This window comes from Pseudomonas sp. GOM6, from assembly GCF_029537485.1.
In the GTDB taxonomy this organism is placed as follows: domain Bacteria; phylum Pseudomonadota; class Gammaproteobacteria; order Pseudomonadales; family Pseudomonadaceae; genus Aquipseudomonas.
Genome location: NZ_JARPUS010000002.1, coordinates 332,206 through 354,955, shown reverse-complemented (window position 1 = coordinate 354,955; position 22,750 = coordinate 332,206). Strand labels below are relative to the sequence as shown.

At 65.4% G+C, this 22,750-nt stretch carries 23 protein-coding genes and 1 tRNA gene; 15 read left to right on the top strand and 9 right to left on the bottom strand.

The window, feature by feature from the left end; translation table 11 throughout:
• Nucleotides 1-55 precede the first annotated feature (55 nt).
• The gene (locus P7A97_RS04210; protein ID WP_277688686.1) at nucleotides 56-1,081 is read right to left on the bottom strand and encodes a DUF2066 domain-containing protein; all 1,026 of its coding nucleotides are present in this window, start codon (nucleotides 1,079-1,081) and stop codon (nucleotides 56-58) included.
• A gap of 197 nt (nucleotides 1,082-1,278) precedes the next feature.
• Between P7A97_RS04210 and purM the strand changes: the two genes are divergently transcribed.
• From purM to P7A97_RS04190, 4 genes are all read left to right on the top strand, one after another.
• Nucleotides 1,279-2,337 carry a phosphoribosylformylglycinamidine cyclo-ligase gene (purM, locus tag P7A97_RS04205; protein WP_277688685.1) on the top strand — a complete coding sequence of 353 codons (1,059 nt, stop codon included), beginning with the start codon at nucleotides 1,279-1,281 and terminating at the stop codon, nucleotides 2,335-2,337.
• Entirely contained in the window at nucleotides 2,334-2,984 is a 651-nt protein-coding gene (gene purN / locus P7A97_RS04200) for a phosphoribosylglycinamide formyltransferase (RefSeq protein WP_277688751.1), read from the top strand. The genes purM and purN overlap by 4 nt, the downstream gene beginning before the upstream one ends.
• A gap of 8 nt (nucleotides 2,985-2,992) precedes the next feature.
• The gene (locus tag P7A97_RS04195) at nucleotides 2,993-3,709 is read left to right on the top strand and encodes a DUF3108 domain-containing protein (RefSeq protein ID WP_277688684.1); all 717 of its coding nucleotides are present in this window, start codon (nucleotides 2,993-2,995) and stop codon (nucleotides 3,707-3,709) included.
• Between the two features lie 92 nt (nucleotides 3,710-3,801).
• On the top strand, nucleotides 3,802-4,077 hold the full coding sequence (locus tag P7A97_RS04190) for a Rho-binding antiterminator (protein WP_277688683.1): 276 nt from the start codon (nucleotides 3,802-3,804) through the stop codon (nucleotides 4,075-4,077).
• A 40-nt stretch (nucleotides 4,078-4,117) separates the two neighbouring features.
• Here P7A97_RS04190 and P7A97_RS04185 read toward each other — a convergent pair whose 3' ends face one another.
• The 5 genes from P7A97_RS04185 to cysM all read right to left on the bottom strand — a co-directional run bounded on the left by P7A97_RS04185 (nucleotide 4,118) and on the right by cysM (nucleotide 10,253).
• A complete protein-coding gene (locus P7A97_RS04185) occupies nucleotides 4,118-4,657 on the bottom strand; it encodes a DUF2058 domain-containing protein (protein WP_277688682.1) in 540 nt (179 codons plus the stop codon).
• An 18-nt stretch (nucleotides 4,658-4,675) separates the two neighbouring features.
• Nucleotides 4,676-5,506 carry a nucleoside triphosphate pyrophosphohydrolase gene (mazG, locus tag P7A97_RS04180; RefSeq protein ID WP_277688750.1) on the bottom strand — a complete coding sequence of 277 codons (831 nt, stop codon included), beginning with the start codon at nucleotides 5,504-5,506 and terminating at the stop codon, nucleotides 4,676-4,678.
• Nucleotides 5,507-5,617: 111 nt separating this feature from the next.
• Nucleotides 5,618-7,864 (bottom strand): GTP diphosphokinase, encoded by a 2,247-nt coding sequence (gene relA, locus P7A97_RS04175; RefSeq protein ID WP_277688681.1) that lies wholly within the window; start codon nucleotides 7,862-7,864, stop codon nucleotides 5,618-5,620.
• An 82-nt stretch (nucleotides 7,865-7,946) separates the two neighbouring features.
• On the bottom strand, nucleotides 7,947-9,299 hold the full coding sequence (rlmD, locus tag P7A97_RS04170) for a 23S rRNA (uracil(1939)-C(5))-methyltransferase RlmD (RefSeq protein WP_277688680.1): 1,353 nt from the start codon (nucleotides 9,297-9,299) through the stop codon (nucleotides 7,947-7,949).
• A gap of 48 nt (nucleotides 9,300-9,347) precedes the next feature.
• Nucleotides 9,348-10,253, bottom strand: a complete 906-nt coding sequence (gene cysM / locus P7A97_RS04165) for a cysteine synthase CysM (RefSeq protein ID WP_277688679.1) — start codon at nucleotides 10,251-10,253, stop codon at nucleotides 9,348-9,350.
• A gap of 321 nt (nucleotides 10,254-10,574) precedes the next feature.
• Here cysM and P7A97_RS04160 point away from each other — a divergent pair, with 321 nt between their 5' ends.
• The 4 genes from P7A97_RS04160 to P7A97_RS04145 are packed head-to-tail and all read left to right on the top strand — an operon-like array spanning nucleotide 10,575 to nucleotide 15,192.
• Nucleotides 10,575-13,322, top strand: a complete 2,748-nt coding sequence (locus P7A97_RS04160; RefSeq protein WP_277688678.1) for a response regulator — start codon at nucleotides 10,575-10,577, stop codon at nucleotides 13,320-13,322.
• Between the two features lie 10 nt (nucleotides 13,323-13,332).
• Nucleotides 13,333-14,328 carry a 2-hydroxyacid dehydrogenase gene (locus tag P7A97_RS04155; RefSeq protein ID WP_277688677.1) on the top strand — a complete coding sequence of 332 codons (996 nt, stop codon included), beginning with the start codon at nucleotides 13,333-13,335 and terminating at the stop codon, nucleotides 14,326-14,328.
• Nucleotides 14,329-14,356: 28 nt separating this feature from the next.
• Entirely contained in the window at nucleotides 14,357-14,794 is a 438-nt protein-coding gene (locus P7A97_RS04150; protein ID WP_277688676.1) for a hypothetical protein, read from the top strand.
• Nucleotides 14,791-15,192 carry an META domain-containing protein gene (locus tag P7A97_RS04145; RefSeq protein ID WP_277688675.1) on the top strand — a complete coding sequence of 134 codons (402 nt, stop codon included), beginning with the start codon at nucleotides 14,791-14,793 and terminating at the stop codon, nucleotides 15,190-15,192. The genes P7A97_RS04150 and P7A97_RS04145 overlap by 4 nt, the downstream gene beginning before the upstream one ends.
• A gap of 131 nt (nucleotides 15,193-15,323) precedes the next feature.
• Here the strand turns inward: P7A97_RS04145 and dinB are convergent, their stop codons facing one another.
• A complete protein-coding gene (gene dinB / locus P7A97_RS04140; RefSeq protein WP_277688674.1) occupies nucleotides 15,324-16,376 on the bottom strand; it encodes a DNA polymerase IV in 1,053 nt (350 codons plus the stop codon).
• 135 nt (nucleotides 16,377-16,511) lie between these two features.
• Between dinB and P7A97_RS04135 the strand changes: the two genes are divergently transcribed.
• The 3 genes from P7A97_RS04135 (at nucleotide 16,512) to tsaA (ending at nucleotide 18,034) form a co-directional block, all read left to right on the top strand.
• Nucleotides 16,512-16,588: transfer RNA gene (locus P7A97_RS04135), tRNA-Met, on the top strand.
• Nucleotides 16,589-16,715: 127 nt separating this feature from the next.
• Nucleotides 16,716-17,264 carry a cytochrome b gene (locus P7A97_RS04130; RefSeq protein ID WP_277688673.1) on the top strand — a complete coding sequence of 183 codons (549 nt, stop codon included), beginning with the start codon at nucleotides 16,716-16,718 and terminating at the stop codon, nucleotides 17,262-17,264.
• Between the two features lie 77 nt (nucleotides 17,265-17,341).
• Nucleotides 17,342-18,034, top strand: a complete 693-nt coding sequence (gene tsaA, locus P7A97_RS04125; protein WP_277688672.1) for a tRNA (N6-threonylcarbamoyladenosine(37)-N6)-methyltransferase TrmO — start codon at nucleotides 17,342-17,344, stop codon at nucleotides 18,032-18,034.
• 4 nt (nucleotides 18,035-18,038) lie between these two features.
• Here the strand turns inward: tsaA and P7A97_RS04120 are convergent, their stop codons facing one another.
• Entirely contained in the window at nucleotides 18,039-18,614 is a 576-nt protein-coding gene (locus tag P7A97_RS04120) for an ACP phosphodiesterase (protein WP_277688671.1), read from the bottom strand.
• Complete coding sequence (locus tag P7A97_RS04115; protein WP_277688670.1) at nucleotides 18,611-19,633, bottom strand: AraC family transcriptional regulator; 1,023 nt, start codon at nucleotides 19,631-19,633, stop codon at nucleotides 18,611-18,613. Before P7A97_RS04115 ends, P7A97_RS04120 begins: the two co-directional genes overlap by 4 nt.
• 123 nt (nucleotides 19,634-19,756) lie before the next feature.
• Here P7A97_RS04115 and P7A97_RS04110 point away from each other — a divergent pair, with 123 nt between their 5' ends.
• From P7A97_RS04110 to P7A97_RS04095, 4 genes are all read left to right on the top strand, one after another.
• Entirely contained in the window at nucleotides 19,757-20,926 is a 1,170-nt protein-coding gene (locus P7A97_RS04110) for an alkane 1-monooxygenase (RefSeq protein ID WP_277688669.1), read from the top strand.
• Nucleotides 20,923-21,090 carry a rubredoxin gene (locus tag P7A97_RS04105; RefSeq protein ID WP_277688668.1) on the top strand — a complete coding sequence of 56 codons (168 nt, stop codon included), beginning with the start codon at nucleotides 20,923-20,925 and terminating at the stop codon, nucleotides 21,088-21,090. The genes P7A97_RS04110 and P7A97_RS04105 overlap by 4 nt, the downstream gene beginning before the upstream one ends.
• Nucleotides 21,091-21,218: 128 nt before the next feature.
• Nucleotides 21,219-21,515, top strand: a complete 297-nt coding sequence (locus P7A97_RS04100; RefSeq protein ID WP_277688667.1) for a metalloregulator ArsR/SmtB family transcription factor — start codon at nucleotides 21,219-21,221, stop codon at nucleotides 21,513-21,515.
• Between the two features lie 53 nt (nucleotides 21,516-21,568).
• On the top strand, nucleotides 21,569-22,735 hold the full coding sequence (locus tag P7A97_RS04095) for an MFS transporter (protein ID WP_277688666.1): 1,167 nt from the start codon (nucleotides 21,569-21,571) through the stop codon (nucleotides 22,733-22,735).
• Nucleotides 22,736-22,750: the final 15 nt, after the last annotated feature.

The following is a 22,750-nucleotide window of genomic DNA, read 5'->3' as shown; positions in this document are numbered from 1 at the left end:
CACCGGCAACACGACAGTAAACAGCAGCAATAGTGACAGCGCGTCGACCGTTTGCTTACCAGCTGAAGCGCATCAGGTTGGCCGGCACCTGAGCCGGCGTGGCCTGCGGCTCGCCAGTGGCATCCAGCGGCGCAGCCTCAACCGGTGCTTCGCGCAAGCCTGCCAGCCCCAGCTGGGCACGCAACTGCTCGGCACTGGCATTGACCTGCCACACCAGCAGATCACCGCTGACCCTCAGCAGGCGGGCACCAAACGGGTCGAGCAGGCGCTCCAGCTCTGCGTAGCGCGACAGATCCGCGCCCTGCACTTCCAGGGTCATGGCTCCAGCCGCTCCCGGTTTCACCAGGAAACGCGGCGCCAAACGCTGGCTCACAGCCAACAGCACGGCATCGGCCAGGGCCTGCTGATCCGCGCCTTGTGCGCTGCCCTGCTCACGGGCATCACCCAGCCACAGCCGCCAGTCGGCTTGCCACTGGCCATCCTGCTCGCGGGCATTGACCGCCAACAGGGCATCGGCCGCATAACGCTCGGAGGCGGGCTGCAACGCATCCGGCTGGCTGACACCAAGGTTCTCAGGGGTAGCGACCAGCTGTTCTTCAAGGTCAGCCAGCGGCAGGCGCAGCGGCAGACCGCGATGCTGGGCTGCCTGACGCAGAGGTGTTGCAGCCTCCTGGCCATCGCCGATCAGGCTGCTGCTACCCTCGCTGTTATTCAGCCACCAGGTCAGGATCAACGGACGGTTGGCGCCCCAGATCGGCACACCGGCCTGACGCAACTTGTTCTCGGTGGTCAGCGGATCGAAATCCACCACCAGGCTATCGCCCTCGTACACGTACTGACTGACCAGTTGCTGAGGGTCCTTGCGCACGCCCTCCAGCCCCGCACTCTGCACAACCTTGGCATCGCCGGTCAGGCGCAGCATGAGGGTTTCCAGGGCGCGCCCGAGCGCGGCACTGCGCTCTTCCGGCTGCTGGCTGGTAACACTCTCGCGCACCTGATAAAGGTCGTCGACCTGAGCGGCCAGGGCCGGCAGACTGAGCAGCGAAAGACAAACGGCGAACAGACGGGCGGACACGCGCATCGACAGACTCTCGGAAGGGGAAGCAAATGCCTGATCGGCCAGGCGAAGGGCTATACCTTAAACAGCCGCCTGTTCCCCGGCAACCGTCGGGGCTGGTGGCCGCTGCCGGGCAAGCCTGATAAAATCGCGCGCCTTCGCGCAGCGGCCCGCACAACGGCGCCCGCCCTCAGCATTCTCCCCTCTAAAGGCCTGATCCCATGAGCAAGCAACCCTCCATCAGCTACAAAGACGCCGGTGTAGACATCGACGCCGGTGAAGCCCTGGTCGAACGCATCAAAGGCGTGGCCAAGCGCACCGCGCGCCCGGAAGTCATGGGTGGCCTGGGGGGGTTCGGCGCCCTCTGTGAAATTCCTGCCGGCTACAAGCAGCCGGTCCTGGTCAGCGGCACCGACGGCGTCGGCACCAAGCTGCGCCTGGCGCTGAACCTGAACAAGCATGACAGCATCGGCCAGGATCTGGTCGCCATGTGCGTCAACGACCTGGTGGTGTGTGGCGCCGAGCCGCTGTTCTTCCTCGACTACTACGCCACCGGCAAGCTGAATGTCGACGTGGCCGCTACCGTGGTGACCGGCATCGGTGCCGGTTGCGAGCTGGCTGGCTGCTCCCTGGTCGGTGGTGAAACCGCCGAAATGCCGGGCATGTACGAAGGCGAAGACTACGACCTGGCCGGTTTCTGCGTGGGCGTGGTGGAAAAGGCCGAAATCATCGACGGCTCCAAGGTCGCTACCGGCGATGCCCTGATCGCCCTGCCCTCCTCGGGCCCACACTCCAACGGCTACTCGCTGATCCGCAAGATCATCGAAGTCTCCGGTGCCGATATCGAAAGCATCCAGCTTGACGGCAAGCCGCTGACCGAACTGCTGATGGCGCCGACCCGCATCTACGTCAAGCCGCTGCTCAAGCTGATCAAGGACACCGGCGCGGTCAAGGCCATGGCCCACATCACCGGTGGCGGCCTGCTCGACAACATCCCACGCGTGCTGCCGGAAGGCGCCCAGGCGGTGATCGACGTGGCCAGCTGGAACCGCCCGGCGGTCTTCGACTGGCTGCAGGAGAAGGGCAACGTCGACGAGCATGAGATGCACCGCGTCCTGAACTGCGGCGTCGGCATGGTCATCTGCGTGGCTCAGGATCAGGTCGAAAGCGCTCTGGCCAACCTGCGTGCCTCCGGCGAAACCCCGTGGGTCATCGGCAGCATCGCCCAGGCCGCCGATGGCGCTGCCCAGGTTCAACTGAACAACCTGAAAGCCCACTGATGGCCGACTGCAATGTCGTGGTGCTGATCTCCGGCTCCGGCAGCAATCTGCAGGCACTGATCGACAGCATCGCCCATGACGGCAATCCGGCACGCATCGCCGCGGTGATTTCCAACCGCGCCGATGCCTACGGGCTGGAGCGGGCCAAGCAGGCCGGTATCGCCACCCGCGTGCTCGACCACAAGCAGTTCGACGGCCGTGATGCGTTCGACGCCGCGCTGATCGAAACCATCGACGGCTTCGATCCACAGCTGGTGGTACTGGCCGGCTTCATGCGCATCCTCACCGGCGGCTTCGTCCGCCACTACGAGGGACGACTGCTGAATATCCATCCCTCGCTGCTGCCCAAATACAAGGGCCTGCACACCCACCAGCGCGCGCTGGAGGCCGGTGACCGCGAGCATGGCTGCAGCGTGCACTTCGTCACCGAGGAACTCGATGGCGGTCCTCTGGTCGTACAGGCGGTGGTCCCGGTAGAGTCTGACGACACGCCGGAGTCACTGGCGCAACGGGTTCATGGCCAGGAGCACCACATTTATCCTCTGGCCATGCGCTGGTTCGCCGAGGGTCGCCTGCGCCTGGGCCAAACCGGCGCACAACTGGACGGCAAGGACCTGCCAGCCACCGGACACCTGATTCGCACATAGGAGATCACATGCCCCGCGCTCTGCTGATGTTGCTCGCCCTGCTGGCCCTGCCGGCACAGGCCCTGGAGATCAAGCCGTTCTCCGCCAGCTACACCGCCGACTGGAAGCAGGTACCGATCAGCGGCACCGCCGGCCGTAGCCTCAAGCAACTGGACAACGGCCGCTGGGAGCTGGATTTCGAAGCCTCCATGCTGGTCGCCAGCCTTAGCGAGAAAAGCACCTTCCGCGTGGAGAACGATGCCTTCCTGCCGCTGACCTATCGCTTCGACCGCAGCGGCCTGGGTAAAGGCAAGCAAATCGAGCTGGATTTCGACTGGACCGAGAAGCAGGTGATCGGCAACGACCGGGGTGATGCGGTGCGCGTACCGCTCAACCTTGGCCTGCAGGACAAGTCCACCTACCAACTGGTCCTGCAGCACGATGTGGCCGCCGGCGAGAAGAGCATGAGCTACCAGGTGATCGACGGCGACGAGGTCGAAACCTACGATTTCCGCGTACTCGGCGAAGAAAACGTACGCACCAAGGCCGGCCTGCTCGCTGCGATCAAGGTCGAGCGCGTGCGCGATCCGACCCAGAGCAACCGCAAGACCGTGCTGTGGTTCGCCAAGGACTGGAACTACCTGCTGGTACGCCTGCACCAGGTCGAGAAAGACGGCAAGGAATACCAGATCATGCTCAAGGACGGCACGGTCGACGGCCGCACTGTCGAAGGCAAACGCGACTAAACGCAGATACCAACGAAAGCCGGGCGACGCCCGGCTTTTTCATGCCCGCCATTCGGCGCTAGGATAACTCTCTCCTCCCGGAGGGCCTTGCCATGAGTGACGCCTATCGCCCGCTGTCCTGCGACCTGTACGACTACCTGGAAATCGCCTGCATGCATCACTACCAGCTGCGGATCGAACTGGTCGGTGGCGGCGAGTTGACAGCCCAGGCCCTGACCACCCGCACCGAGAGCAGCAAGGAAGAGTTCTTTATCGTGCGCACCGAGAACGGCGAACAACCGCTACGCCTGGATCGCCTGCTGGCCATCACGCCACTCAACCACGGCGCCAGTTTCGGCCGGGTACTGCTGGGCAATGCACGCTGCTGAGCACGCATGAAAAAGCCGGGCTGGGCCCGGCTTTTTGGCATCACCACATCAGGTCGTCAGGCACCTGGTAGGCGGCATACGGATCATCCTCGTCCGGCGCTTCGGTCGGCGTGTTGAGCAGCACGATGCGGCGCTCGTCACGCTCCTGGATCTTCAGCGCCGCTTCACGCGGGATCACCTCGTAACCACCACCATGGCGGACAATGGCCAGCGAGCCACGGCTGAGCTTGTCGCGCATCAGGTTGTTCACCGACAGACGCTTGACCTTCTTGTCGTCGACGAAGTTGTAGTAGTCCTCGGTGGTCAGTTTAGGCAGACGAGCGCTCTCGATCAGCTGCTTGATCTGCGCAGCGATGGCCTTCTGCTGGATCTTCTCCTGCTGCTGACGGTTCAGCTCCTGGTCGCGCGCGGCTTTCTCGGCCATGGCCTGCAGGGCGGCCTGCTTCTGCGAGTCATCCACTTCGGCCTGACCCTTCTTTTCCAGGCGCTGCTGCTTCTGTTTCTGCTTGCCGGCCTGTTTAGCCTGCTTTTCATTGACCAGCCCGGCTTTCAGTAACTGGTCACGGAGGGAAAGGCTCATCGGTACTCGCTCTCGTCGTCAGCAGCCCGGAGACTGCTTTTCCATCTTCTTGGCTTCGCCCCAGAGGGCATCCAGTTGTTCAAGGTTGCAATTCTCGATGGCCAGGCCGGCCTCGCGCAATGCCTGTTCGATATAGCGGAAGCGCCGCTCGAACTTGCCATTGGCCGCGCGCAGGGCGGACTCCGGATCGACCTTGAGGTGTCGCGCCAGGTTGGTGACAACGAACAACAGGTCGCCCACCTCCTCGGCAATCGCCTCAGGATCGTTCTCGCTCATGGCCTCCAGCACTTCGTCCAGTTCCTCGCGCAGCTTATCCACCACCGGCAGCGCCTCGGGCCAGTCGAAGCCGACCTGGGCCGCACGCTTCTGCAGCTTCACCGCCCGCGACAGCGCCGGTAGCGTGACGGGGACGTCATCGAGCAGCGACAGTTGCTCAGGCACTGCAGCCTTCTCGGCGCGCTCCTCGGCCTTGATCTCTTCCCAGCGCTGCTTGATCGCGGCTTCTTCCAGGCGGGCCATATCCGGGGCGCCGTACAGATCGCCATCGGGAAACACGTGGGGATGACGGCGCACCAGCTTGGTCGTGATGGCGTCGACCACCTTGGCAAAGTCGAAACGCCCCTCCTCACGCGCCAACTGGCTGTAGTAGACGACCTGAAACAGCAGGTCACCCAGCTCGCCCGGGAGGTGGTCGAAGTCGCCCCGCTCGATGGCATCGGCCACCTCGTAGGCTTCCTCGAGGGTGTGCGGCACGATGCTGGCGTAGTTCTGCTTGAGGTCCCACGGGCAGCCATGCTGCGGATCACGCAGGCGGGCCATCAGGTAGAGCAGGTCGTCCAGGGTATAGATGTCTTTCATAGGCTCCAGCGTGCGCGTGGGAGCGGCTTCAGCCGCGAACAGCGGCGCTGAGATCATCGCGGCTGTAGCCACTCCCACGAACGCCCTTTGCGATATCTCACCTCAGCTGCCGTTGCGACTGCGACGCACCTCGATGATGTTGGGCAGCTGACTGATCCGCGCCAGCAAACGTGCCAGGGCGTCCAAGCCGGGAATTTCGACCGTCAGCAGCATGGAGGCGGTGTTGTCTTCCTTGTTCGAGTGGGTGTTTACCGCGAGCACATTGAGACGGTCGTTGAGCAGCACCTGGGAGACGTCGCGCAGCAGACCGGAACGGTCATAGGCCTTGATCACGATATCCACCGGATAGGTCTGCACCGGCACCGGCCCCCAGCTGACCTGGATGATCCGCTCGGGCTCGCGACCGGCCAGTTGCAGCACCGAGGCGCAATCCTGGCGGTGAATGGACACGCCACGCCCCTGGGTGATGTAGCCAACGATAGGGTCGCCCGGCAGCGGCTGGCAGCAGCCGGCCATCTGCGTCAGCAGGTTACCCACGCCCTCGATCTGGATATCGCCCCGCTTGCCCGGGCGCAGGCTCTGAGGCCGCCGCGGGATCAGCTCGAGCTGCTCGCTGCCGCGCTCCGGCTCCACCAATTGCTGGGCCAGGTTGACCGCGTGGGCCAGGCGCAGGTCACCGGCACCGAGAGCGGCATACATGTCCTCGGCGGTCTTCAGGTTGCACTTCTCGGCCAGCTTGGCGAAGTCCACCGAGGACAGCGCCAGGCGCGCCAAATCGCGTTCGAGCATGGCCTTGCCGGCGGCGACGTTTTGCTCGCGATCCTGCAGCTTGAACCAGTGGACGATCTTGGCCCGCGAACGGCTGGTGGTGATGTAGCCGAGGTTGGGGTTGAGCCAGTCGCGGCTCGGCGCGCCCTGCTTGCTGGTGATGATTTCCACCTGCTCGCCGGTCTGCAGGCTGTAGGTCAGCGGCACGATGCGTCCGTTGACCTTGGCGCCGCGGCAGTTGTGGCCGATCTGGGTGTGCACGCGGTAGGCGAAGTCCAGCGGCGTGGCGCCCTTGGGCAGGTCGATGGCATGGCCATCCGGGGTGAACACGTAGACCCTGTCCGGCTCGATGTCGACACGCAGCTGCTCGGCCAGACCGCCGATATCGCCCAGCTCCTCGTGCCACTCCAGCACCTGGCGCAGCCAGGCCATCTTCTCTTCGTAGTGGTCGGAACCACCCTTGACGTCGGTGCCCTTGTATTTCCAGTGGGCACACACGCCCAGCTCGGCTTCCTCGTGCATGGCGTGGGTGCGGATCTGCACTTCCAGCACCTTGCCGTCCGGGCCGATCACCGCGGTGTGCAGCGAGCGGTAGCCGTTCTCCTTGGGGTTGGCGATGTAGTCGTCGAACTCCTTGGGAATATGCCGCCACAGGGTGTGGACGATGCCGAGCGCGGTGTAGCAGTCGCGCACCTCGGGCACCAGCACGCGCACCGCACGCACGTCATAGATCTGGCTGAACTGCAGGCCCTTGCGCTGCATCTTCCGCCAGATCGAATAGATGTGCTTGGCGCGACCGCTGATGTCCGGCTTGATGCCGGTGGCGGTGAGCTCGTCGCGCAGTTGCTGCATCACGTTGGCGATGTACTGCTCACGGTCCAGACGACGCTCGTGCAGCAACTTGGCGATCTGCTTGTACTGCTCCGGCTCCAGATAGCGGAAGGACAGGTCCTCCAGCTCCCACTTGATATGGCCGATGCCGAGGCGGTGGGCCAGCGGCGCGTAGATGTCGAACACCTCGCGGGCGACGCGGTGGCGCTTATCGTCGTCGGCTTCCTTCACCGCGCGGATGGCGCAGGTGCGCTCGGCCAGTTTGATCAGCGCGACACGCACGTCGTCGACCATGGCCACCAGCATCTTGCGCAGGTTCTCCACCTGAGCCTGCGAGCCGAGCACCAGGGAGTCGCGCGGGTTGAGCGAGGCGCTGATGGCCGCCATGCGCAGCACGCCATCGACCAGCTTGGCCACCACCGGGCCGAACCTGTCCTGTACCTCCTTGAGCGTGGTCTTGCCCTCGCGCACGGCACGGTAGATCACCGCGGCCACCAGGCTGTCCTGATCCAGCTTGAGGTCGGCGAGGATCTCGGCGATCTCCAGGCCGGTCTGGAAGCTGGAGGCGCCCTCGACCCACAGGTTCTGCGCAGCGTTGGCCTGCTGTTCCACCTCGCGGGCGAACTCGCAGGCCGCCTTGAGCGCCGCGCGATCCAGCGCCGGGTCGACGCTGAGGGTGTGATCCAGCCAGGCCTCGAGGTTGATGCTGCCGTCGAGGTTGACGGGCTGGTGTGCTCTCACCTGTACCATCTTTCTGCCTTCCCTACGGCGGGCCGCAGCCCTGCCGGATGATCTCTGGCCTTCTATGGGCCAGTCGGATTGCGCGAGCGTCCTAGCTCGCCTCGAATAATGCCATCGCCTCCACATGTGCCGTCTGCGGGAACATGTCGAGAATCCCGGCCCGTTTCAGCCGGTAACCCTGCGCCACCAGTTCGGCGGTATCGCGCGCCAGGGTCGCCGGGTTGCAGGACACATAGACCAGGCGCCGCGCACCCAGCCGATGAATCCCCTTGACCACCTCGAACGCGCCGTCACGCGGCGGGTCGAGCAATATCGCGTCGAAGCCCCGGGATGCCCAGTGTGCCTCGGCCAGCGGCTTCGACAGGTCGGCCTGGAAAAAGTGCGCATTGCCCAGGCCATTATCCTCTGCGTTGGCCTGTGCCCGCTGCACCATGGCCTCTACGCCCTCCACCGCCACGACCTCGGCCACCGTCTGCACCAGCGGCAGGGCGAAGTTGCCCAGGCCGCAGAACAGATCCAGCACCCGCTCGCCAGTGTGCGGCGCCATCCAGTCTAGCGCCTGTTCGACCATGGCCTGATTGACCTGCCCGTTGACCTGAACGAAATCCCCCGGTCGGTATTGCAACTCCAGGCTCCAGGGTTCCAGGCGATAGCCAAGCTTTTGCCCCTGCTGGTCGGCCTCTGGCTTGCCAGTACCCTGCAGCCACAGCTGGGCGGCGTGCTCGCTGCAAAAAGCGCGCAGGCGCTGCAGATCAGCCTCGCCCAGCGGCGCCGTGTGGCGCACCAGCAGCGCGGACTGGGTGCCATGGAACAGTTCGACATGACCGATGGCCTGGGGCTTGTCCAAACCACGCAGCTGCGCCGGTAACGCGCGCAACAGTGTTTGCAAGGGCTGTACCAGTACCGGGCAGTCGCCAATAGCAACAATGTCCTGGCTGGAGGCGGCGCGGAAGCCAACGTCCAGATGCTTGTTCTTGACGTCCCAGCGCACCGCGATGCGGGCGCGGCGGCGGTAGGCGAATTCGGAACCGACCAGCGGCGCCGCCCATTCGTCGGGCTGCACACCGGCGACCCGCTGCAGTTGCTCGGTCAGACTGCGCTGTTTCAGGGCGAGCTGCTCGCCATGGGGCAGATGTTGCAGGGTGCAACCGCCGCACTGGCCGGCATGGATACACGGCGGCTGACGGCGCTGTTCCACGGCGCGTAGCACACGCTCGGTGCGCGCCTCCACCACCTGGGCACGAGTAGCCAGTACGCGGGCCTCGACCTCTTCGCCCGGCAGCGCACCCGCCACGAACCAGCTACGTCCGTCGACGAAACCGATACCGCGGCCATCGTTAGCCAGGCGCTCGATGTCGAGCTTCTGCTTCTTGCCCACCGGCACCTGCGCCTTGCGCTCGCCCCCACTGGGCTGGAAACGCAAACCGCCGCTGCGCTTGGCCATCTTCATTACCTATTTATCAGTGGGCGGCGGCTGCCATCCCGTACTTCATTATTGCTGCGGATCTTCGTAGACGCCGGTAGACAGGTAGCGATCGCCACGGTCGCAGATGATCGCCACCAGCACCGCATTCTCCACCTGCTGCGACAGGCGCAGCATGCCGGCCACCGAGCCACCCGAGGACACGCCGCAGAAGATGCCTTCCTCGCGCGCCAGGCGACGCATGACGTGCTCGGCCTCGGCCTGGGACATGTCCATCACCTGGTCGACACGTTCGGCCTGGTAGATCTTCGGCAGGTATTCCTCCGGCCAGCGGCGGATACCGGGAATGGCCGAGCCTTCCTGCGGCTGCAGGCCGACGATCTGGATCGCCGGATTCTGTTCCTTGAGGTAACGCGAGGTGCCCATGATGGTGCCGGTGGTGCCCATCGAGCTGATGAAGTGGGTGATGCGCCCGCCAGTCTGCTGCCAGATTTCCGGGCCGGTGCCGTGATAGTGCGCCTCGGGGTTGTCGCCGTTGGCGAACTGATCGAGCACCTTGCCCTTGCCCTCGGCCTGCATCTGCAGCGCCAGGTCGCGAGCGCCCTCCATGCCCTGTTCCTTGCTCACCAGAATCAGCTCGGCGCCGTAGGCGGTCATCGCCCATTTGCGCTCGGCGGTGGAGTTGTCCGGCATGATCAGGATCATCCGGTAGCCCTTGATCGCCGCCGCCATTGCCAGGGCGATGCCGGTGTTGCCACTGGTAGCCTCGATCAGGGTGTCGCCGGGCTGGATGTCCCCGCGCAGTTCGGCACGGGTGATCATCGACAACGCCGGGCGATCCTTCACCGAACCGGCCGGGTTGTTGCCCTCCAGCTTTACCAACAGGGTGTTGCTGGTGTTGCCGGGCAGGCGTTGCAGGCGAACCAGCGGGGTATTGCCGATGCAGTCGGCGATGGTGGGGAACTGCAAGGTCATGGCGAGGCGGCCATCCGTTCATCAAACAGGGCCGCCATGATACCGGCAAACCGCCGTCGACCATATCGGCACGGACACTTCACTCAGCGGCGCAAGCGCTCAGGCCCCAGCCCGGCAACGCTGCCCCAGATCAGCCGGCCTGGGCATAGATAGTTTTTGCAGCCCCCGCACCCTACTGGTCAACCCGCCTCGATCAACACCAGAACCGTCACCGGCAGACAGGCGCAAAGGGGCACACAACCGCGATCGCACCACACACCACTGCAGCTTCCCACCCGACTAATCGCTAAACTGCAGGCAACACCCGCAATGGAGAGTGCTGTGTTCAAGGATCTCGGTATCAAGGGCCGCGTGCTGCTGCTCACCCTGCTTCCCACCAGCCTGCTGGCACTGGTGCTCGGCGGCTACTTCACCTGGGTACAGCTGGCTGACCTGAATCACCAACTGCAGGAGCGCGGCGAGCTGGCCGTACGCCATCTGGCCTCACTGGCGGCCCCGGCCCTGGCACGCAGCGACGCCTCGCAGCTGGTACGCCTGGCCAACGAGGCGCTGAACCAGCCAGACGTGCGTGCCGTCGGCTTTCTCTCGGCCAACCGCAAGCGCCTGGCCCAGGCCGGCCCGGACATGCTCAGCCCGCCGCCCCAGGCCACCGTGGAGCCGCTGACCAGCAGCAGCCTCGATGACACCACGCGCTTCCTGATGCCGGTCTTCGGTCGCCACCAGAGCCTGCCCGACACGGATCAGGCCGCCGGCGCCGACCGCCTACTGGGCTGGGTAGAGCTGGAGCTGTCGCATCATCGAACCCTGCTGCAGGGCTACCGCAACCTGCTGGTCAGCCTGCTGCTGATCCTCGCTGGCCTGACCATCACCGCCCTGCTCGCCCTGCGCCTGAGCCGCGCCATCAGCGACCCACTGCGCAGCATCCAGCAAGGCGTCAATCTATTGAAGGATGGCCAGCTGGAGACTCGTCTACCTGCCCTGGGCGACCACGAACTGGACGCCCTGGCCGCTGGCATCAACCGCATGGCCGAATCCCTGCAGAACGCCCAGGAAGAACTGCAGCACAGCATCGATCAGGCCACCGAGGACGTTCGCCAGAACCTGGAGACCATCGAAATCCAGAACATCGAGCTGGACATGGCGCGCAAGGAAGCCCTGGAGGCCAGCCGCATCAAATCCGAGTTCCTGGCCAACATGAGCCACGAGATCCGCACCCCGCTCAACGGCATCATCGGCTTCACCGGCCTGCTGCAGAAAAGCGAGCTGACCTCGCGCCAGCGCGACTACCTGGGCACCATCGAAAACTCGGCGGAAAGCCTGCTGGGGATCATCAACGAGGTGCTCGACTTCTCCAAGATCGAGGCCGGCAAGCTCATCCTGGAAAGCATCCCGTTCAACCTGCGCGACCTGATCCAGGACTGCCTGACCATCCTCGCCCCAGCCGCCCACGACAAGCAGCTGGAGCTGGTCAGCCTGATCTACCGCGACACCCCGCTGAGCCTGCAGGGCGACCCGCTGCGCCTGCGCCAGGTGCTGACCAATCTGGTCAGCAATGCCATCAAGTTCACTCACGCAGGCAGCATCGTGGTGCGCGCCATGGTCGAGGACGAAAGCGCCGACCGTGCCCAGCTGCGCATCAGCGTGCAGGACACCGGCGTCGGCCTCTCCGACGAAGACCTGCGCGCGCTGTTCCAGGCCTTCAGCCAGGCCGACAACTCGCTGAGCCGCCAGGCCGGAGGCACCGGGCTCGGCCTGGTGATCTCCAAACGTCTGATCGAACAGATGGGCGGCGAGATCGGTGTCGACAGCACCCCGGACAGCGGCTCGGAATTCTGGATCAGCCTGAGCCTGCCCAAGGCCCGCGACGACGCTGACGACCTGCCCCGCGCCCCGCTGATGGACCGCCGCATTGCCCTGCTGGAGCCCCATGAACTGACCCGCCAGGCCCTGCGTCATCAGCTCGAAGACTGCGAGCTGAAAGTGCTCGAATGCGCCGATCTCGAACAATTGCTGGAGCAGGTCAGCCAGGCTCGTCAAACCGAGGCGATAGAGTTGGCGGTGATCTCCGCCAGCCTGGCGGAACTCCCCCCCCAACAGCTGGCGCCACGGCTGTGGGATCTCGAGCGCCTGGGCTGCAAGGCCCTGGTGCTCTGCCCCACCACCGAGCAGGCGAGTTACCACGAAGCCTTGCCGGATAGTCATCTGCAACTGCAGGCCAAACCGGCCTGCACGCGCAAGTTGCTGCGCGGCCTTGCTGAGTTGCTCGGCCCGCGCCAGCCAACTGCCCAGTCCCAGGCCATACCGCCCAGCCGCGCACCGCAGATTCTCTGTGTCGACGACAATCCGGCCAACCTGCTGCTGGTCCGGACCCTGCTCGACGACCTGGGCGCCGAAGTGCTGGCCGTCGACAGCGGCCAGGCGGCGGTCGAAGCCGTCCAGCAACAAGCCTTCGATCTGGTGTTCATGGACGTGCAGATGCCAGGCATGGACGGCCGCCAGGCCACCGAAGCGATTCGCCGCTGGGAACAGGAGCGCGAGCGCAGTCCGTTGCCGATCGTCGCCCTGACCGCCCATGCCCTGGCCAATGAAAAGCGCGCCCTGCTGCAGAGCGGCATGGATGACTACCTGACCAAACCGATCAACGAGCGCCAACTGGCCCAAGTGGTACTCAAGTGGACCGGCCTGCCGCTGCGCGACCAGCAACGTCCGGCTCGCCCCGTCCAGCCCATCAGCAGCAGCCTGCAGGTACTCGATCCCGAGGAAGGCCTGCGTCTGGCAGCCGGCAAGGCCGACCTGGCCTCCGACATGCTGAACATGCTGCTGGCCGGCCTGCCAGCGGATCGCCAGGCAATCCGCCAGGCTCGGGAAAGCGGCGAGCGCAACGCCCTGATCGAGCGCGTGCACCGCCTGCACGGCGCTACCCGTTACTGTGGCGTGCCGCAGTTGCGGGCGGCCTGCCAGCGCAGCGAGACCCTGCTCAAGCAGGAAGCCCCCGATACCGCGACGGCTCTCGACGAGCTGGACGCCGCCATTGCCCGCCTGGCCGAACAGGCCTTGGTCGACGCCTGAAGGAGCCCCCATGCGCATCGTCCTGTTCAGCAGCAAGCCCTACGACCGCAGCAGCTTCCTCGCTCACCCCCTGGCTGAGGGCTGGCAACTGGAGTTTCAGGAGTGCCTGCTGCGCTACGACTCCGCCGCTCTAGCCGAAGGGGCTGAGGTAGTCTGCGCCTTTATCAACGACGACCTCTCCGCCCCCGTACTGGAGCGCCTGGCCACCGCTGGCACGCGCCTGATCGCCCTGCGCTCGGCCGGCTACAACCACGTCGACCTGCAGGCTGCCGAACGCCTGGGTTTGTGCGTGGTGCGCGTCCCCGCCTACTCGCCCTATGCCGTGGCCGAGCACGCCGTGGCGCTGATCCTGGCCCTCAACCGGCGCATCCACCGCGCCTTCAACCGTACCCGCGAAGGCGACTTCAGCCTGCACGGGCTGACCGGTTTCGACCTGCATGGCAAGACCGTCGGGATCATCGGCTGCGGGCAGATCGGCCAGGCCTTCGCCCGCATCATGACCGGCTTCGGCTGCCAGGTACGGGTATACGATCCGTATCCTCTGGGCGAGCTGCCCGGGCTGACCATCCATCAGGTGCCCCTGGAGCAGTTGGTGAGCGAAAGCGACATCATCAGCCTGCACTGCCCCCTGAACGACAGCAGCCGCCACCTCATCAACACCCAGCGCCTGGCGCAGATGAAACGTGGCGCCATGCTGATCAACACCGGGCGCGGTGCCCTGGTCGATACGCCGGCGCTAATCGGCGCCCTGAAAAGCGGCCAGCTTGGCTACCTGGGACTGGACGTCTATGAAGAGGAAGCCGAGCTGTTCTTCGAGGATCGCTCCGACCTGCCGCTGCAGGACGACGTACTGGCCCGCCTGCTGACCTTCCCCAATGTCATCGTCACCGCCCACCAGGCCTTCCTCACCCGGGAAGCCCTGGCTGCCATTGCCGCCACCACACTGAGCAACGTCGCCGCCTGGCTCGCCGGCACGCCGAGCAATCGGGTGAGCAGCAACGCGTGATAGCATCGCCGCCAACTCAGGAGGCTTCATGACCACCCACGATTTCCGCTACTCCCTGCTCAGCCCGCAGCACACCCTCACCGAATGCCGCGCCCTGGCTCCCGGTCGCTATCAGGTCACCGGCAACGGTGGCGCCATCCAGGCTGGCGACACCCTGTTGGTCACTCTCAAGGGCAGCCGCGACCTGTCGATGAGCCTGACGGTGGAAAAAGTCCGCCACCTGATCAACCCACCAGGGCAGTGGATGGCCGTGGCCAGCGGCCCGGCCTTCCGCGAGCTGGCCATCCTCAATTGGCAAGTGGCCTGCGATGGCTGCGACCAACGCATCGAGCTGGAATTCGCCGCCGACGCCAGTCTGGGCGAAAAAGCCTACCCGGCCGCCGCCGAAGCCCGCCTGCAAGAGCTAGGCTGGGCAAGTCAGCGCGGCCAACACCTCTGCCCCGCGTGCAAGGAGCAAAGCGCATGAAACACCCCCTGATCGCCACCCTGCTACTGGCCGGCCTGAGCGCCTGCGCCAGCGGCCCGCAACTTGAAAGCGACAAGGCCTACCGAGTGGAATGGATCGGCGAGCGACCGTTGATCGACCGCAGCCACCTGACCATCACCCTCGGCGCGGACGGCCGTGCCTATGGCAGCGCCGGCTGCAACCACTGGTTCGCCGGCTACCAGCGCGACGGCGACACACTAAGGTTCGAGCAGGCCGGATCTACCCGCAAGATGTGCCCGCCAGCGTTGATGGAGCAGGAGCAGCGCTTCCTCCAAGCCCTCGGCCAGGTACAGCGCTGGGATTTCTCCGCCACCGGCCAACTGCAACTCTGGCCCGCCAGCGGCAAACCGATCCGCCTGTGGCCGGAAGAAGGCTGAGCATTCCGAGCCCACTCTCGGGCACGCGCAGGCTGGGCTGAGCAAGGCGAAGCCCAGCGCACCGGACAGCAGTAGCCCGGATGCAATCCGGGGAAAGCCGGCAACCCGCCGATTACATCCGGGCTACTGCCCTACTCGAACAGCACCAGCTGCTCCTGCCGGCCGCGCAGATCGAGCAGGCGCACCCCCACTCCCAGCAGCCGCACCGGCTTGTTGCCGCGCGCAAAGGCGGCGCTCAACAGCCGCCGATAGCTGTCCAGTTCACGACTGGCGCCGGCCTGCTCCAGGGTGGTCTGGCTAAAGTCGTGGAACTTCACTTTGACGAACGGTTTGTCCGGGCGGTAGCTGCTATCCAGTCGAGACAACCGTCCATTGAGCTCTTCCAGCAGCGTCGGGAGCTGTTCCAGGCAGGCCGCCAAATCCGGCAGGTCCTGGTCAAAGGTGTTCTCCACGCTCAGCGACTGGCGCCGGCTGTTGACCTGCACGGGACGCTCGTCGACGCCCCTTGCCAGGTTCCACAGGCGCTCACCGAAACTGCCGAACTCGCGGGCCAGGGCCAGCTTGCTCCAATCCCGCAGATCCAGACAGGTGCCTATGCCCAGGCGCCCCAATTTGTCCGCGGTGACCTTGCCCACACCATGCAGCTTGCTCACGGGGAGCTCGGCGACGAACGCCTCGACCTGCTCCGGGGTGATCACAAACAGCCCATTGGGTTTGTGCCAGTCGCTGGCGATCTTGGCCAGGAATTTGTTTGGTGCCACCCCGGCGGACACGGTGATATGCAGCTCCTGCGACACCCGCCGACGGATCTCCTGGGCAATGCGCGTAGCACTACCGGCGAAATGCGGGCTGGCGGAAACATCCAGATAGGCCTCGTCCAGCGATAGAGGCTCAATGATCTCGGTGTAATCGCGGAAGATTGCGTGAATATCCCGGGAGGCCGCCTTGTAGGCATCGAACCTCGGCCTGACCACCAGAAGATCCGGGCAGAGCTTAAGCGCCTGCCCGGTGGGCATCGCCGAACGCACCCCCCAGGCCCGCGCCTCGTAGTTGCAGGTGGCGATCACCCCACGCCGGTCTGCCGCCCCACCAACCGCCAGCGGCTTGCCGGCCAGGCGCGGATCGTCGCGCATTTCGATGGCGGCGTAAAAACAGTCGCAGTCGATGTGGATGATCTTGCGCACGAATGCCGCAAAGCCCCGTGTGGCATGCCCTGAAAGCCTGGAGTCTATCACCCGCCACGCGCTAAGCATCTGAACGAAAAACACTTTTTCTGAAAAACCGGTTGACATGAAGTCGTTCGACAGTAGAATGGCGGCCGCGGGATGGAGCAGTCTGGTAGCTCGTCGGGCTCATAACCCGAAGGTCGTCGGTTCAAATCCGGCTCCCGCAACCAGCTACCAAACGCCCTGATCAGGCAACTGATCGGGGCGTTTTCTTTTGCGTCGAGAAAAGTGTCCTCAGCCTTTCTTAAGAAAGGCTGCCTATGCTGCACACATCAAAGCCACCCTCGAGGACGCAGCATGAGCTGGAAGAATACCGAACACCGCTATGGCAGCCTGTCCATTGCCCTGCACTGGCTGATGCTGGTACTGATCGTCGCCGTGTACTGCACCATGGAATTCCGCAGCCTCTTCCCGAAGGGCAGTGACGGACGTACCTTGATGGTACAAGCCCACTTCATGTTTGGCCTGACCGTCTTTGCCCTGGTCTGGCTGCGCCTTCTGGCCCGCGTGATCGCGCCCACGCCGCAGATAGTGCCGGCTGTACCGCTGTGGCAAGCCATCCCGGCCAAGCTCATGCACCTGGCGCTGTATGCACTGATGATCGGTCTACCCCTGGCCGGCTGGCTGATCCTCAGTGCCAAGGGCAAGCCCATTCCTTTCTATGGTCTGGAGCTGCCGGCATTGATCGGCAAGAACCCCGACCTGGCCGAGCAGATCGAGCACTGGCACGTACTGATCGCCGAAGCCGGCTACTGGCTGATCGGCCTGCATGCGGCGGCAGCGCTGTTCCACCACTACATCAGCCGTGACAACACCCTGACCCGCATGCTGCCGCGTCGCTCCTAAGCGCAATGCCGAGCGGCTGCCACTGGCCAGCCGCTCAATCCGCTACCATGCGCGGACAGCCCGTCATGCGTATCCCTATGTCGTACTCCGTCAATCCCATCGGTTTCATGCGCTCCTGCTTCAAGGAGAAATTCGCCATTCCCCGCCAGCCGCAGCTGGCTCCTGCCGCCCGCGGCGTATTGGAGCTGGTTGCACCCTTTGACCGGGCCGAGGCGGTGCAGGGGTTGGAGCAGGTCAGTCATGTCTGGCTGCTGTTTCTCTTTCACCAGGCGCTGGAGGACAAGCCGCGCCTCAAGGTGCGTCCGCCACGCCTGGGCGGTAATGCCTCGCTGGGGGTGTTCGCCAGCCGGGCCACCCATCGCCCGAACGGCATCGGCCAGTCGGTGGTGAAGCTGGAGCGCGTCGAGCCGGGCCGCCTGTGGTTATCCGGCATCGACTTGCTGGACGGCACCCCGGTGCTGGATATCAAGCCCTACGTGCCCTACGCCGATTACGTTGCCACCGCGCACAACGCCATTGCCGACAGCGCCCCGCCGCTGGTCGCGGTGAGTTGGGACGATACGGCGCTGCAGCAGGCCCGGCAGCACGCCCAGCGTCTGGGCGAGCCGCTGGCCGAGCTGATCGAGCAGTGTCTGGCTCAGGACCCGCGCCCGGCCTACCAGCAGCCACAGCCGCAGCGACGCTACGGTGTGCGGCTATGGGATGTGCAGGTGCGCTGGCACTATCCGACGCCGGAGCAGATTCACATCCTGGAAGTCGCCCCGGCCTGAGCCGCTAGCGCCGCTCGCGACCGACAAACGCCTGCAGTTCGGGATAGAAGGCACGAAAATCCTCACCCAGCGGTTCGTATAGCGACTCCAGCTCGGCCATGGCGCCGTCCAGCAACGCGGGGCGCGACAGGCGCCGCCCCATGCCGAGCAAGACCTGCTCCAGCACGGCGAAGTCCCGATAACTGCCCAACCAGTCCTGTGCCGCCATGCGCGGGGCAATGAAGGCCAGGCGCTGGGGCAAATCCGGCTGTACCGTCAGCAGCCGATAGACCCGCTCGGTGAACAGCGACAGCGGCTCGTGCGCGTAATCCGTCCAGTCCCGCGCCAGGCAATGGTCGAAGAACAGATCCAGCAGAATCCCCGACGTGCGCCGGCGCTCACGGGGAAAGCGCGCCCGGGCGCGTTCGACCAGAGGATGTTGATCGGTAAAGGCATCAATGCGCCGGTGCAGACGAATTGCCGCCTCGACCTGCGCCGGGAAGCGCCCGTCCAGGCGCCCTTTGACGAAATCGCCATACAGGCTGCCGAGCAGCTGCGCCGGTGCAGGGCCGCCCAGGTGCAGGTGGGCCAGGTAGTTCACGCCGCCCCCTGGCGCCAGGCCCTGGGCGTGACGCCCAGCCAGCGACGGAAGATGCGACTGAAATTGCTGCTGTCCTGATAGCCGACCCGCTCGGCAATCGCCTCCACGCTCATGGGGGTGTTCTGCAGCAACCAGCAGGCCAGCTCCTGGCGCACCTCGTCGAGCAGTTGCTGGTAGTGCACGCCCTCCTCGCGCAAACGGCGGATCAGGGTCCGCTCGGACAGATTGAGCTCACCGGCCAGCTGCTCCAGGGTCGGATAACGGCCCTCGCACGCCAGCAGGCGCAGCTGTACCCGCCGCGTCCATTCGCCACCGCGCTGCGCACCCTGCAGTAATTGTTCGCAATCGCGCAGCGCCGTACGCGCGGCCAGCGGATCGGCACTCAGGCTGGGGCGATCCAGCCACTGCAGTGGCAGGCTGACACCATAGGCGGGCGCGGCGAAGGTCACCTGCCCCAGACGTTCGCGGTAGCGCGCAGCCCAGGGCGGTTCGGCGAAGGGAAAGCTGAACTCCAGCTCCGCCAGCGCCAGCCCACCGCACACGGCATCCAGCAGACGCAGCGCGGTGCCGGCCATGGTGGCCAGGATGTGTTCGCGGGCGTCGCCCAGATCGAACGACTCATCACCGGTCATGCAGTAGCGCCCGTCCCGCGCCTGCCCGGTCAGGCGTATTCCGCTCATGCGCAGCACACTGAAGCGCTCGACCACCTGCAGCACCCCGCGCAAATCGGCGCAGGCCACCGCCGCGTAGCCCACCGGACCATGGGCCGAGACCTGGGTGGCGCAGCCGATTTCCAAGCCCAGCCAGGGGCAGTCGGTCAGCTGAATGGCGCGCCGGATCAGGCGCTGTATCTGGGCAAAGCACAGGCTGCGGTTGTCGCCGTGCAGCTGCGACCAGTCCAGCCCGGTGCCGGCAAGAATCTGCTCAGGGGTGAAACCGCGCTGCTGCAACGCGGCGCAGAGCATGCGCGCGTAGATCGGGTGCAGGCAGGGTTGCAGGGAATCTTCGGTCGAGGGCATGGCAGCCTCCGCATCCAGCAAGGCTGTCACCATAAGACGATTTATTGCCCACCTCAACGGTTACCACACCCGCCGAGGTGGCGCATGCTGGCATCAGGTCGAAGAACCGAGGAGAGAACAACAATGGATGCCCAAGCTGCTGCCCTGCCCTACCGTGATCGCAAACGCCCGCTGTGGCTGCTGTCACTGTTCGTCCCTACGCTGGGTCTGGTCGGCCCGGCGTTATACCTGCTGGTGTCGCCCAATGAACTGTGGCTGTGGCTGTCGCCGCTGTTCTTCTACTTCGGCATTCCCCTGCTCGATGCGCTGATCGGCGAGGACCCGAGCAACCCGCCGGAGTCCGAAGTGCCGCAGCTGGAGGCCGATCCCTACTACCGCTGGATCACCTACCTGCTGGTTCCGGTGCTGTGGCTGTCGTTCATCGCTGTGGTCACGTTCGTCGCCAGCCAGCCACTGAGCTGGAGCGGCGTGCTGGCGATGATCATCAATACCGGCGGCGGCCTGGGCTTCGCCATCAACCTCGGCCACGAGATGGGCCACAAGAAGCCGCCACTGGAGCGCTGGTTGGGCAAGCTGGCGCTGGCCCTGAGCTGCTATGGGCACTTCTACATCGAACACAACCGCGGCCACCACCGCGACGTTGCCACCCCTGAAGACAGCGCCTCGTCGCGCATGGGTGAATCCATCTACCGCTTCGCCCTGCGCGAGCTGCCGGGCGGCCTGCTGCGCGCCTGGCACCTGGAGAAGGAACGTCTGGCCCGCTGCGGCAAAGGTCCCTGGTCGCTGCGCAACGAGATCCTGCAAACCGCGCTGATCAGTCTGGGTCTTTACGGCGGTCTGGTGCTGGTCCTGGGCATCGGCATTCTGCCCTTCCTGCTGCTCAGTGCTTTCTGGGGCGCCTTCCAGCTGACCTCGGCCAACTACCTGGAACACTACGGCCTGCTGCGGCGCCGGCTGGACAGCGGGCGCTACGAGGTGTGCCAGCCCCATCACTCCTGGAACAGCAATCACCTGTTCTCCAACTGGGCGCTGTTCCACCTGCAGCGCCACTCCGACCACCACGCCCATCCCACCCGGCGTTACCAGTCGCTGCGCAATTTCCCCGACCTGCCGCGCCTGCCCAGCGGCTACTTCGGCATGTACCTGGTGGCCTATGTGCCGCCGCTGTGGTTCCACCTGATGAATCCCCGGCTGATCAGCGCCGTGGACGGCGACGTCACGCGCATCAACTTCCAGCCCGGCCTGCGCGCGCCGCTCATGCGCCGCTACGGCCTGCAGGAGCAGCCGGCATGAGCCGCTACCAGTGCCCGGAGTGCGGTTACTGCTACGACGAAGCGGCAGGCGAACCCCACGAAGGCCACCCGCCGGGCACGCGCTGGGAGGCGCTGCCCGAGGACTTCGTCTGCCCGGACTGTGCCGTACGGGCCAAGGCCGACTTCGTCGCGCTGCCCGACTGAGGCGGCCTTCGCTCATTCCCGCCTGGGGAAACATCACCTCCGTCGATGATCGGTATCGGCACAAACGATCTGCATATCGGGCAAACCCGATATAGAGTTCGCCTCAACCCGATACACGACCCGCTGCCATGAACGACCTCGACGACATCATCAAGGCCCTCGCCCACCCCGTGCGGCGCGAGATCCTGCAGTGGCTGAAGGAGCCGGAAAAGCACTTCGCCGACCAGGACCACCCGCTGGAACTCGGCGTCTGCGCCGGCAAGTTCGAGCGCTGCGGCCTGTCGCAGTCGAGTGTTTCCGCGCACCTGGCCACACTGCAGCGCGCCGGCCTGGTGACCTGCCGCAAGGTCGGCCAGTGGAGTTTCTACAAACGCAACGAGGACGCCATCCAGGCCTTCCTGCACGACCTCGACGCCCAACTCTAAGAACGACCTGCTGCGGCAGGACAACTTACCCGAATCACTCAGGAGCCGGCCCGATGCCGTTACCGCTTCTCGTCCTCGCGCTGTCCGCGTTTGCCATCGGCACTACGGAATTCGTCATCATGGGCCTGCTGCCCGAAGTCGCCGCCGACCTCGACGTGTCCATCCCCGGCGCCGGCTGGCTGGTCACCGGTTACGCCCTGGGCGTGGCCCTCGGCGCGCCCTTCATGGCCCTGGTCACGGCCAACTGGCCACGCAAGCTGGCCCTGCTGGTACTGATGGCGGTCTTCGTGCTGGGCAACCTGCTGTGCGCCACCGCCGCCGACTACGAGCTGCTGATGTTCGCCCGCGTTGTCACCGCGCTGTGCCACGGCGCCTTCTTCGGCATCGGCTCGGTGGTTGCCGCCAGCCTGGTGCCGGAGAACCGCCGCGCCTCGGCCGTGGCCCTGATGTTCACCGGCCTGACCCTGGCCAACGTGCTCGGCGTGCCGCTGGGCACCGCGCTCGGCCAATACGCCGGCTGGCGTGCCACCTTCTGGGCGGTGACCGGCATCGGCCTGCTGGCCTTCGCCGGCCTGCTCTGGGCGCTGCCCAAACCACGCGAACAGCATCGCAGCGACATACGCAGCGAGCTGCGCGCCCTGCGCGGCAGCGGCCTGTGGCTGGCCCTGCTGACCACGGTGCTGTTCTCCGCCACCATGTTCGCCCTGTTTACCTACATCGCCCCACTGCTGGGCGACGTCACCGGCGTATCGCCGCGCGGCATCACCTGGACGCTGCTGCTGATCGGCCTGGGCCTGACCCTCGGCAACGTCATTGGCGGGCGCCTGGCCGACCGCAACCTGGCCGCCGCCCTGGTCGGCGTACTGCTGGCGCTGGCCATCTTCAGCGCCCTGGTGCGCTGGAGCAGCCCGCACCTGATTCCCCTGGAACTCAACCTGCTGCTGTGGGCCATGGCTGCCTTCGCCGCCGTGCCGGCACTGCAGATCAATGTAATGAATTTCGGCCACAGCGCTCCAAACCTGGTCGCCACCCTGAATATCGGCGCCTTCAACCTGGGCAATGCCCTTGGTGCCTGGGTGGGCGGCGTAGTGATCGCCCAGGGCCTGGGCCTGACGGCCGTGCCCATCGCTGCTGCCGCGCTTGGCGCCGCCGCGCTGATCGTCGCTTTGCTCAACCTTTCCCGCAGCGGCGACAACCTCGCCAATGCCGTGTTTGACTGACCCGGAGGCTTCACC